10 protein-coding genes and 1 pseudogene are annotated in these 12,368 nt (G+C 35.1%); 2 read left to right on the top strand and 9 right to left on the bottom strand.

All coding sequences use genetic code 11. From position 1 onward, the window contains the following. Positions 1 to 108 precede the first annotated feature (108 nt). Together U8D43_RS11095 and U8D43_RS11090 are read right to left on the bottom strand one after the other, a co-directional pair. Positions 109 to 801 (bottom strand): MBL fold metallo-hydrolase, encoded by a 693-nt coding sequence (locus U8D43_RS11095; protein ID WP_335871245.1) that lies wholly within the window; start codon positions 799 to 801, stop codon positions 109 to 111. Between the two features lie 209 nt (positions 802 to 1,010). Then, positions 1,011 to 1,278 (bottom strand): annotated as a pseudogene (locus U8D43_RS11090) (bifunctional 3-deoxy-7-phosphoheptulonate synthase/chorismate mutase); the annotation flags it as partial. Positions 1,279 to 1,630: 352 nt separating this feature from the next. Here U8D43_RS11090 and U8D43_RS11085 point away from each other — a divergent pair. Together U8D43_RS11085 and U8D43_RS11080 are read left to right on the top strand one after the other, a co-directional pair. Further along, positions 1,631 to 1,858, top strand: a complete 228-nt coding sequence (locus tag U8D43_RS11085) for a hypothetical protein (protein WP_335871244.1) — start codon at positions 1,631 to 1,633, stop codon at positions 1,856 to 1,858. Between the two features lie 605 nt (positions 1,859 to 2,463). Beyond that, complete coding sequence (locus U8D43_RS11080; RefSeq protein ID WP_335871243.1) at positions 2,464 to 2,853, top strand: hypothetical protein; 390 nt, start codon at positions 2,464 to 2,466, stop codon at positions 2,851 to 2,853. A 252-nt stretch (positions 2,854 to 3,105) separates the two neighbouring features. On the opposite strand, the gene U8D43_RS11075 is transcribed toward U8D43_RS11080, so the two are convergent. The 7 genes from U8D43_RS11075 to U8D43_RS11045 all read right to left on the bottom strand — a co-directional run bounded on the left by U8D43_RS11075 (position 3,106) and on the right by U8D43_RS11045 (position 11,695). Next, positions 3,106 to 3,624: a DUF6143 family protein gene (locus U8D43_RS11075; RefSeq protein ID WP_335871242.1), complete on the bottom strand. Its 519-nt coding sequence runs from the start codon at positions 3,622 to 3,624 to the stop codon at positions 3,106 to 3,108. Positions 3,625 to 3,698: 74 nt separating this feature from the next. Then, entirely contained in the window at positions 3,699 to 4,718 is a 1,020-nt protein-coding gene (locus U8D43_RS11070) for a YncE family protein (protein WP_335871241.1), read from the bottom strand. A gap of 1,993 nt (positions 4,719 to 6,711) precedes the next feature. Then, positions 6,712 to 7,908, bottom strand: a complete 1,197-nt coding sequence (locus tag U8D43_RS11065) for a DUF2812 domain-containing protein (RefSeq protein ID WP_335871240.1) — start codon at positions 7,906 to 7,908, stop codon at positions 6,712 to 6,714. Next, positions 7,901 to 8,062, bottom strand: coding sequence for a hypothetical protein (locus U8D43_RS11060; protein WP_335871239.1), 162 nt, complete (start codon positions 8,060 to 8,062; stop codon positions 7,901 to 7,903). The genes U8D43_RS11065 and U8D43_RS11060 overlap by 8 nt, the downstream gene beginning before the upstream one ends. 890 nt (positions 8,063 to 8,952) lie before the next feature. After that, positions 8,953 to 9,624, bottom strand: a complete 672-nt coding sequence (locus U8D43_RS11055) for an HAD family hydrolase (RefSeq protein WP_335871238.1) — start codon at positions 9,622 to 9,624, stop codon at positions 8,953 to 8,955. 894 nt (positions 9,625 to 10,518) lie between these two features. Further along, positions 10,519 to 11,145: a TetR/AcrR family transcriptional regulator gene (locus U8D43_RS11050; protein WP_335871237.1), complete on the bottom strand. Its 627-nt coding sequence runs from the start codon at positions 11,143 to 11,145 to the stop codon at positions 10,519 to 10,521. A 166-nt stretch (positions 11,146 to 11,311) separates the two neighbouring features. Then, positions 11,312 to 11,695: an MFS transporter gene (locus U8D43_RS11045; RefSeq protein ID WP_335871236.1), complete on the bottom strand. Its 384-nt coding sequence runs from the start codon at positions 11,693 to 11,695 to the stop codon at positions 11,312 to 11,314. Positions 11,696 to 12,368: the final 673 nt, after the last annotated feature.

The following is a 12,368-nucleotide window of genomic DNA, read 5'->3' as shown; positions in this document are numbered from 1 at the left end:
TTTTTTGATTCCCAATCCAATTTGTATTATGTTCACTATATTGAACTATGGTATACATATTCACCCCTCAAAGTTTGTAAACTATAAGACAAATAGGTACAAAAGTTACTAAATCCAATTAGTTTTTTTAAAAGGTGGATGTTCTTGATTTTTTCTCATTCTGAACCTCACAAAATGTTCTTTTGAATTTAATAGAATATAGATATTGTATTTCTCTAATTCATCAAAACGGCAACCTGGCATTTTCCCATAAGAATGACCTGGATAAATTCTTATATGTGGAGCAACAGTCTTTTTGATACGTTGAAAACTCTCATACATCTGGTCTGGAGAACCTCCCTCTTTATTGCACATTCCACACCCTTCAATGAAAACAGTATCGCCAGTGAAAAGAGCATCTGAGAGGAGAAAACAAGCCCCGCCGGCAGTATGACCAGGTGTCACTAAGCATTGGATACGTGTTTTTCCCAGAATTAAGACTTCCATATCCTCAAAGCAGATTAATTTTGGGGCTGTAAATTGGTAGTAATCGCATTCTACACTAGACATATACACTGACGAGCCATATTTTTCAACAAGTGGTTCCACAAGGTTCACATGGTCAAAGTGAGAATGTGTTAGCAATATAGCAGAAGGTTTAACCCCTATTTTTTCAAAAAATGATTCAATTAATTCAAAATTCCATCCTGGATCAACGATTGCTGTTTCCAGTGTAGCGATATCTACAATGATATATATGTAGTTTGGAAGTGTAGATGACCCAGCTTCCAATTGGTAGAGTTCATAGGTGCAGTTGTTCATTCTTTATTCCTCACAATGGCAAGTTCTTCTTCAAACATACAAGCTTCAATGATGGGGAGTGATACCTATCATTCCTATCTAGCACTTGATGGCTCTGGTTTTAAGTTGAATACCTAGTCTATATATGCAATAGAAAGTTCAGACTATAATTTAAGCTGGTTTCAAACTGTAATAAAATTTTATACATTTTATGTTTATTACACCTGTTCTTATTTATTTGAGATTACGTAATGTAGTACCTCATTCATATTATTATCAAATTCCATAAGATCCATCTCTTGATTAGAGTCTGACAGTGCAAGGACTAGGTTAGGATGTACCTCAGCCATTACTCCCATCTGCTCCAATTGCAATTGCAGCACAAGTCATAGGAATTAAAAGATCCTTTCGCCTAGTTGAATGGGTTACATCTATTAAAACTGGCAGGTGTGTTTCGTTTTTCAATATAGGTACGGAAGAAATATTCAACGTATACCTCGCTCACATCATATTACATTTTCATATCCTTATTATCTGTAATCTTTTCTAAAAATTCTTTTTCTCGTATTGGATTATATATTGGTCGTCCCTTTTGACTTTTTACTTCTCCAATATTCCTGTTTTATGTAATAAATTTTGAATTTGAAAGTCAATTTCTTCAATGTTGTTTCTAAAATCTCTTAATCATCCAATACTTCACCTCGTTTTATTTTAATTTTTACAGATTTAGTTAGTGATTGTCAACAAAAAACTAATTGAATTTTTTGTTTGTATTTATTAACATTATAACTAACATAAGAATTTGAAATTTATTTATTATGAAATAAAACAGATTGGTGGTAGCTTTTTTGTGGAAGGTATCAATGTTGATCCTAATACGTTTCTAAACGAAGAGTTCATCACAATTGGAACTTTAGGTCCCTTAGGAACGAGTAGCGAGTTTGCAGCAAAATCATTTATTGAACAACATTTTAAAAATTCTCCTATTTGCAAAGTTTCCCTCCATGAAACATTTGAGAATTCTATTGATCTATTGGTTAAAAAGAAGCTAGATTACGTAATTGTTCCACATGCATAAGAACACATTAACACTTCTACATGATGGTAAATGTTAAGGTTATTGAAATTTTCCGATATGACACACCGCTATATGGTTTAACAGTTAGAAGCGATTTTCAGTTTCAGGAATCTATGTTGTCTAATAAGAAAATTTTTTCTCACCAAGCACCAAATAGTTTGATTAAACATTTTATAATCAAAGAAGTTAAGTTTTCGTTGGTCAATTCTAAGGCCTTCTTTATCTTTGAGCTTGGATATTTTTAAAATGAAACACCAATTTTTCACATTCGACCTCAAAGAAGTTGATGAGGATCTTAGGTGTATTCTAAACAAGCATTTTACTATCGTGAACTGGTCAATCTATATGTAGTTGGTAAAAATACTAGGCTAATAAAGCAGCACTTGATTCGTGAACTTTTTAACTATCGCAGTTGAAATGCCGAAGAAAAACGACAATTGAAAAAAGGGCTTATTAGTCCGTAACTTTTTGTGGTACCAATCTTTATCTTTCGTGAAATCATGAATTATTTATCATAGCAGGTCATAGTTATCTCCGGTTATAGTTTTATGCAAGAATCGGTAGGGAAAGCCATAACCCACTAACAAAAGCGATTAATTGTCATAATGCAATATCGCCTAAAACAGACTAATATCGATCCCTTGAAGCGACTACTTGAAGATTTTGAAGGTCTGTATGAATTTACACAGCTTTCACACGAATCAATGGACTTTAGTGCTGGCGAAATAAAGCGTGAGATGGAACGAGGGAAACAAAGACATTCTTTATACCAGGTTGATCAAAAATTATTACCAGATTTGGGATTTTCTAATGAAAGCATCAAATACTATGCTTCATTAGTGGATTATTACTCTGTTTACAGGCTCAAACAACAGAATCTATGGATTGGTTACCTGTATTTATTATGTTTTATCTACTATCGTTTTCACCAGAAGTATGTCAATCTTATTAATACTTCCGTGATCACACGAAATAAGCAGCCAAGGCTTCCTTAAAACGCGCCCGGCTGCTTATATATCTTTTGATCACTTAGGTGAAAACCAATCGTATTTCCTGTTGAAGCTACTAGACCAGATAGAGGTTCCTACATACCTTTAAGATTGTGATTTCAGGTTGATAGTTCTTCCATTTGAAAAAATATTAATTTTCCATACTGGCGGTCACTTTCTCTTTTAAAATTCTAACATCATTAAGCTCAAGTTTCCGAGAGGACTTGCATGGATATGGAAGTTTTCGAACCAGAACCTTTAAAAGATATTTGTCCCCTCCCACCATTCAAATCCAATTCTAGCTTTTACAACTTCATCACTTGTTAATAAGAATAGAATGGAATTACCAGGGGCAATGATAATTTTCCCACTAATTTGTCCACTCGTTATCGTTTCATTTGCGGGTACTCGTCTTAGAACAGTATTCACTCCCCCAATTTTTTCTCCTTCTACCGAGGGATTGAACTGCAATTCTCCTTGCGGCTTGGTATTGAAATTGGTGTTTAAATTCCCTACATTAGAGGAAGTAAAAATTTCCCCAGGCGGGATTGCATCGACGAAAAGATTGGCCGTATAGGGAGAGGTGGAGAAGTTTGTTAGCGTAAAGAAGTCAAAAAATAAATCAATTTTAGAGGTAGGCGGATTAAAGAGACGACCCCAAGCTACAGTATTTTCTCCAAATGTTAATAAGTCCGTTAGTCCAGCAAAATTTCTTCCCTTTGAGGATTGAAAAGCGGAATTGATAATATTAGCAACAGGTTTAATCGAATTTCCCATTTTGTTTCCTCCAATCCAATTATTTCTATTAATAGAACGACCTGAGGAACTGATCTTCTATCATTCTTCAGTTGTTATAAAACAAAGAAGGCCTGTTCTGGTAGTTTTCCTACCTTTATTTTTTTAACCTCTTTAAGTGTACATGTATCAATAACTGATACGGTGTCTGAACCAGAGTTCGGAATATAAAAGTGAGTTCCATCTTGTGTAAATCTGCCAACTGCTGGATTCTCACCAACTTTAATTCGCTTAATTTCTGCCAATGTGGCTACATCAATGATCGATAGAGTTTTGCCGCCTGTATTGCTTACATAATATGAACTTCCATCTGGGGTGAACATTCCAAAAAAAGGTCCTTTCCCAACTTTAATCTCTTTAATGACCTTCAATGTGGCAATATCTATCACCGATACACTATTGGATCCCGTATTACTTACAAAAACCAACCGGTTATCTCGTGATACAAAGGTTCGTGATGGTTGTTTTCCAACTTTGATTTGCTTAATCTCTTTGTTAGTGGCCGTGTCGATGACAGAAACGGTATTAGAACCGTTGTTTGGTACATAAACCTGTTCATTATTTCGAGATACACGTGCCTGAAATGGTTGTTTTCCTACTTTAATTTGTTTGATTTCTTTTAGTTTGGCTGCGTCTACGACAGAAACACTATTAGATCCTGTATTACAAGCATAGTAATAATCTCCATTCGTAGTAAAACTCGAAGTAAACGGTTGCTTTCCAATTTTTATATCCTTAATAACTTTGTTTTTTTGAATGTCAATGACAGAGATATTATTGGAACCATTATTTACACTGAAGTTAAAGTCTCCTCCAGGCTGGAAGTCAATATCGATTGGTGTTTTTCCAACCTTAATGGTTTTAGTTACTTTATTTTTTTTGATTTTAATGACCGAAATATCATTTGAACATCTATTTGCTACATAAAGAAAGTTATTATCTGGAGTGATGTTAATATCAAATGGTCTTTGTCCTACTGGGATTTGTTTGATTTCTTTGTTTGAATCAACATCTATAACTGAAACCGTATCAGAACCACGATTACTGACATAAATGAATCCTTTATCCTTGTTCATATATTCTCTCACCTCCTTTTTCTTTCATTAGATTTTAAAAAACCTGTCTTATTAGTACTGGGCAGGCCGATTACACTAACATCTAGTGCTGCAAATGATAGATGTTAAGTGTAATACTATCAATCTATGAAGTGAAAACAATTTGGTTTGTGTCATCACCCTAGATTTGAAAGATAATTTCGATAAAAGAATAAAAAAATGCGCTAACCATTAATATAATAGGGTTTACACGAAGCAAACTATCCAATGGAAAGAGTACCTTCTAGTGAATGTTTATTACGCAGTTCGTACGAGAATAGGAACACTTTCTATTGAACCCACTTTGGAGAGCGCAACGGCAGACGGAGGGATTGTCTATCTTCTTGATTATGTCGATGAATTGTAACAGCGGGAGTACTTAACTCAATTTCTTTCGTGAAGAAAACACTTTTACATCTACCATTTATCTCACGTGTCTATAGCCCTCATTTCGGTCCGTTTGTTAGGGAAAGGAAGTATCTTTCAAATCGAAGACATAGACGAAAAAACTCTAGTAAATCACTTTTTTAGTGGGGGAAATTGCTGGATTACCGACGTACTATAACGTCCTACTGAGGTTTAAAAAGAAGGCTCTTTTCGAGAAAATTGTTGCTATTGAGTTTGACAAGGATCAATTTACTTTTTATGGTATTATATAAACAGAAATATATTCAGCTAAAGTACAATTTAGTGTTTTGGGGTGTCAATCAAATCTATAAGCATACAGAAAACTCAAAAAAGAATAATGATACAGGAATTATGAAGGAGTTATCCTCTTTAAAACACTGAATAGAATTGCTCGAAAAAAACGAGATGAAAATAGAAGGAATAAATGCTAAATTGTTATTTCACAATTGCTGGACCGGGCTAGCGGAATCTTCAACAAACCGGAATTTAATCTGAATAAGAAGTGGTTAGATTTAATTTACAAAAGGACCCTAAAAAAGAACTTTTTTGTTGAAAGAATATAATAATATAAATTATCAATAACGTAGTATAGAAAGGAAGAATATTAGGTGTGAAAAACAAAGATTTTATAGATAGTCTAATACCACTGGGAATGATTTTTGGTGGAGGTATCGGAGTAATTCTTGGCGTATTATTTGAACCAATCTCTCAAGTATTTTTCAATTTCTTTAGGAAGTGGAATAGGTCTTTTACTTGGAACTATTGCTTATGGATTCTATAGTCAGAAAGAGTAGAACTACACCAAACGGGTGGGATTGCTGAGAATCCACAGCTGATCTGCAGCTTTTTCTTTATTCCGATATTGGGCAGATTACTTTAATAAAGTGAAACTTACATTTTTCTATTACATACATGTCCATGGGCACGGTTCTTCCGGTATGTTCTCATGACTAACGCTTACCCTATTGATTCTTCAGGACTCTCAACTTTTCTTTTTATATCCTACATTTTGCGGGCTAGACAGAAGTCAGATAAGGATATTTCAGAAAGAAAAGGATACGAAAAGAGCCTTTCAAATAAAAAAGAAATCTTTAGCTCTAGATTCAACTCATGATTGTCCCCCCAATAATTTCAACAAAAATTTGGAGGTATTTGTAGTTACTAAATCTAAACAATATTTCACCATTAAATATTGGTAAAGAGCCAGAGGGTTAGTCCCTGGCTCACTAACTCTATCAACGATTAATAAAACACCATATCCACTCAATTGATAAGGGTTCAAGACCCTTGAAAAAGGAGTGATGTAGAGGTTATTCTGTGTTCAAGATGGGTTTATTGGAATCAGCTGCTTTACGAGAAGGAAGTTATATATGACCAGTACGTAGCGTTCAAAAACGTTCTCTCTGCATGAGCTGTTAGTCCTAAGATCTTCACACCCGTTGTTCTGCGATGATGTACTGAATTCAACACCTAATTCTGTAAGGATTTTCTGAAAGGGTTTTCCTTGATTGAGACGATGGAACGTTTTATGAGAAACATCGTGAGGATCCTCCTACTTCACAAGACTCTAATCTGCTAGTAAATTAATCTTCTCAACGATGTTTTCAATCACTGAATTGAGTTCTGCATAGCCATAATAACGAACATGGATGACGGCTTTTCCTTTTGCAGCAAAAACTTCTTTCTTCTTAGCGTTCTCATGAACGATTAAAAGATCAAATTCTGGATGCCTTGTTTCCATAAATTCTTCACTGTCATCATGTATATATTTCTTGATTAAATCGGAAATCAAATGATCCGCCATAATAGGTATTCTCAGCTGATAAACCTTTGATGTAATGGATGGTGTATATTCACCGCTCCCGTCCTTCCACATTTCTCCTGGAACCACGCCGTTTTCGTTGGTGTCATATTGCACGGGTGCTAACGGACTCCACTCATACGTATATTGATTACCACGATCCACATTTCCGCTCATAAAGGATGCTTCCTCTCGTAGCAAAGCTGGATTCTTCTCGACATCTGCTAATCTGATAATCGGCAGATCAAAGCTTGTTTCGGTCAAAGTTTTCGATTCAACCTTTGCCATCTGTATCAACGGGATGCTGGCACCCAACCCTAGCAATACAGTTAGAATAAATCCGATGATAGCTTGTAATCGGTGGTTCTTCTTCCATGGAGCATGATGATCAATCGGTTTTCCTTCGATCATCATTTTCCGCAACGAACGAATGGATGAGGCTGCTTGTAGCAAAGTATAGGAGGAGTATCCAAAGGAAATGATTATTATTAGATGTGTTATAGCCCCTCCTTCCACCATAAAGAAATAAGGTGTCCCGTCAAGAAACCAAATGGAAGACAATAACGCCGTTATCAATAGCATTCCGAATGTACTGATAACGGCCTTCAGAGCTAAATTCTTGTCTAATTCCTTTAATGTATAAGCTTGCTCGACAGGATTTGAATAAAGTTCTGGTGCATCGAGCTCGGCGGGTGATGAAAACACATGAAATAAACCATAGCTCGTTACATAATCCCAACCACTTTCCGCATACTTATGTATTTGATCTGAATCGACGCTCTTTTTGGTGGAAACATCAATTCTGTACCTCATATTCTCCGGTTCACCTTTCACAAACTTAGCAAAAATGATTCCCATCTTTTCGAGGTAAAGTCCCTTAGCTGCCATGTCTGCCAACCAGCTTTCATGCTCTCCGATTTCCAAATAATTATTGGGGCGAAATTTGAGGACCGTTTTATTCATTATCATCTCCTCCTTCTAAAATTTCATTTTCTTCTATCAGGCCTTTTAATCGACCATATTCTATTCTCAGCGCTCTTTCTCCTTCTGGTGTGATGAGGTAGGTCTTCCTTCTACCACCATTTTCTGCTAAGGAAATAAGTCCGTCTTTTTGCATCCGTGAGAGTCCTCTGCAAAGTGTTCCGGCCCCATATTTACTTTGCCACCCGACACTTCTGTAATTGCTTGCATTAACTGATACCTATGATTAAGTCGCATTAGCGCAAGTACTACATGGCTTCGGTCATCAGTCCCCCATTATATGACATCGTTTACCTCACTTCTTTGTTTCCTTCAGATCATCTGTGTCTAAAAACTATGTTTTACGTTATATCGTATAGAAAAATATTATTTTATAAACTATCTTACTGTAAATATTAAAATGTTATTCCAGGTGAATTATAGGAAAAATTGGGGGCATCGTGACGGTTCTCTCTTCAAATACTAAAATAATGGTGCCTGTTATTCAGGAAGCGTGAGAGACAGATGACCTACTACAATCACAATAGATATCAATGGATTTTATAAAGTGATGACCCCTATTCAATACAGAACTCACCTTCCATAATCAGCATAAGCTTTTTTAAATTGTCCTTAACAAAGGGGACAGTTTAAGATACCTTTTCCCCATACTTGCACTTCTACATGAGTATTAGTTTCTTTTATACTACTTCTGCATAACTTTGGATTCTCTATACAGCCAGTTTTACATTCCCCACCTGAGCCACAAGACCATTTCTAATTACAACCAATTTTCATTTTTCACCTCCTATTATTCTATCCTTCTTATTTTTTGACTGTGTTAAAGTTTAATAGTGAAATCTATAGAACAAAAATTTCCTTTTGTATGCAAGTTTATTGGAGTATCGAGCTTTTCAACTACCGCCTCTAATTGTTAAACAAATTTTCTAAGTTATCATCAATTATTTCGTATTACCTTTACCCTCTAAAGATATCCTTTATTTTCTATTTTATCCATTGAAGTGAATCTACCTACCCTCATTATTCCTATGTAAAATAACTTAGTAATCTAGCAAAAGAATTGATCTCGGCATATGGTTTTATTTCGGAACCATTCTTGATCCTATGTGGATTGAACCATACCCCCTTTATATTTGCATTTTGAGAACCACCAATATCCTTTTCTATGTCATCTCCTACGAATAATGCTTCTTCCGGTTGCACATTTAGCTTATCTAAGGCTAATTCAAATATGCGTTTGTCAGGTTTGCTAAACCCCACTTCTTCAGAAATAATGATTATATCAAAACATTCACTTAAATGAGTGTTCATTATTTTAGCTTTTTGCCTCTGAATTGTACCGTTTGTTATAATGGCAACTTTACCATGCTTCTTAATAGTATTTACGATATTTATAGTATGTTGGTTTATCGAAAAACATTGAGGAAAATGATGATTCCAAAAATCTTGGATGGAATTGCTTGGCAATCTATACTTTGGTGGAAACTCATCAAAAAATGATTCCAAGACGGTTGTTTTGTCACTATAGCCATAGCTTCTTTTGTCATATTCTTTGAATCTCTTCAACATTTTATTTTTTGCTGGAAGTGTAATCCCCTCATACCACTTTTCTAACATAATTAAAAACATGTTATCTACTGCCTTATCCCGATCAAGTAAAGTATCATCTAAATCAAATAGCATTGCTTTGTAACCCATCAAATAACTTCACAGCCTTTCGTGCATAATATAAATAACCCCTAGTTCGCACTAAGTATAGAAATAATTTTTTAGTAAATCGGATAATCCTTTGCCTGAACCCTGCTGATTTAACAAAATTATTGCTAGTATTTTGACCTTTCATATTACCCAGTAAAACCTAACATTTCTTCTATATACTCTTTAGAATATCTGTCAGCATGATAGTTTCTTTTTTTATGGCTCTTTTCGTATACATTGTTGCTCTTTCATCTGATTTTTGACTAAATCCTCCATTTCACTGTTGATTTATATCAAAAATAAACGAAATGATGCCCGAAATAAAGCTCTATCCTAGATAATAAATTGATACGAAAGGCCACAATCTTTGCCAAAACAGCCTTCTTTAAACAGTTTGACTTTCATTCAGAGACATATTTTAGCAAGACAGTTGTCGCATTTTGCTTGTTTACTAGAGTCAGTATAGAGTGAATCTACCGCGCTTTGCTTGCAGACCTTCTCCAAATAGAACTTAATCTTGCTCTGTTCTAGTTGGAAAAGAGCAGCACGATGTTAAATGGTTGTGCTTTATTCGGTTTCTTCTCTTTCTTTCATTGGATTAAAGCCACTTTCTCAAGTGGGCTCCAGTTCCTTGTAAATATAGTCCAACGTTGAGGGTGTTATCGTTTCGCTTACTTAAAATAAACTCTTTTCTCTGTTGAAGAACCTCAACATATACTCTTTTATGACACTGTTCAGGGGTTACAAAAATTTATGCCACTATGCAATTGGACCGTATTTATAACCAAAAATGTATGGGCTAATTTATCTTTGAATGTATCAAGGAGTTTTCAAAAATTCTATGAAAGTTAAACCGTCAAAGTTCTTAGTAAGGGTCAGGCCCTTTTTAATATTCTATTTTGATTCTTTAACATGTAAAGCCCATCTAATATATTCAAATAATAATTCCGTTTGCTCTTTTAATTGAATGCTTTCAGAATCTAATATGGCATGATCTAATGCTAGACCATCAGTATAAGAAATAATGGACTTTGAAATCACACCTATATCAAATCGTGGAGAAAATTCTCCTGCCTTTACGCCCGCTTCAATTATTTTATTGATCATTTGATAGAATTGAAGATACCGTTGTTTAGCATGATCCTTCCTTTTTGTTTCATTTCTTCTTGTAATAAAGAACTCAAGCTTTGAAGGTGCTAATGGATCCATCTTATTGGTTGGTTTTTTTTCCTCACCAAGAAATGTCACTAATAAAATATCCCAATAGGAGCCTTTCTGTTTTACCATATCCTCTAGAGAACTATCGATATTCTCCGTCGCATCTTCTGAGATCAACGCTTCAAATAAATCTTCCTTATTCGCGAAATATTGATACAATCCACCTCGACTCACATCAGATTTATCCATAACATCTTTCATAGTCGTTTTTTCATAGCCGTTCTCGATAAATACCGCTTCTGCTGCTTTTAATATCTTAGATCGACGTTGATTCTTGTGTTCTTGATTGACTTTCGGTGGCATCTTTTTTCCACTCCCCCAGAAGCCTCTGGTTCATTTAGTGCTTCAGGTAAAAAGAAAATGAGGGTGGCTGAGATGAAAAAGGTTGCTGAATCAAGATAGAAAACATTGTATGTTCCCAACGTTGAAACAAGGATTCCACTGATTAATGGACCAATAATCTTTGTGCTTAAATAAATTCTTTTAATTTTCCATTCTTCGCTGGTATAAAGATTGATGAGAAGATTCCAATGAGAAACAAGCACCCGTAAACCATCCAAACATTCGTTGCAAGAGTCAATAAAAGAATGAGCCCACCTCTGATCACATCTGAAAAAAACATCAGTCTTTTCCGTTCCATACGATCTGCAACGGTTCCAGAGATTGGTCCTAATAAAGCCATCGGTATCGCCAAGCTTAAAATGACAAAGGACATTTGCATCGGCGTACCTTCCCATTTTAATCCAACTAACGTAATAATCGCTACAATACTTAACCAATCTCCTAAGCTTGAAATCGCTTGTGCGGTCATCAAGGTGATGACGTGTTTATTCTTTTTCACTGAAGAACCCATTTTGACACCCCCTTCAAAAAAACGACAATCATGTCGTTTATTAATCATTATTATATCGACACTATTGTCTTTTTTTAATAGTTTTTTGAAAATTTAGAAATAAGCAACCGCTAAAAAAATTGCCTGACCCCCGGAGAGGTAAAACTTCAGCGCACTGGTGTCAGATTCTTTATTGTTGGAACTATTTATACGAAAATGGATTTTGATGCTGATTTTGGCGCAAAAAAGCACCCTCCCAAAATGGCTAATCAATTTTTTTGTAACTTTCTTGTTTTTTACCTGCACTTTCATAAAGTTTATAGTGACTGTGAGCACAGTCATAACCAGACATATTTCCGCTAGATGCACCGTTGCGGCATCATTCTAACCATCGGAAATGTTTGTCAACTTGTGTCTCTTTCAGGTGCTAAGATCATCTTAGTACCTGCTTTATCATCGCTTACTGAAAGGATTAAGACTAAACCACTAGAATCCATTTTCATCTATTGCGGTGTCTGGAAGGACATAGGGGTTTCGTATACATTGTTGCTAATTCATCTGATTATTGATTAAATCTTCCCTTTTAATTGTTGATTTCCATCAAAAATAAACGAAATGATGACCGAAACAATGCTATATCAACGATAATAAACTGATTCGAAAAGCCTCGATTTTTGCGAAAACAGCCATCTTT

It is taken from the genome of Bacillus sp. 2205SS5-2 (assembly GCF_037024155.1).
In the GTDB taxonomy this organism is placed as follows: domain Bacteria; phylum Bacillota; class Bacilli; order Bacillales; family Bacillaceae_K; genus Bacillus_CI.
The sequence above is the reverse complement of the archived record's forward strand: the minus strand, read 5'-3'. Positions and strand labels throughout refer to the sequence as shown.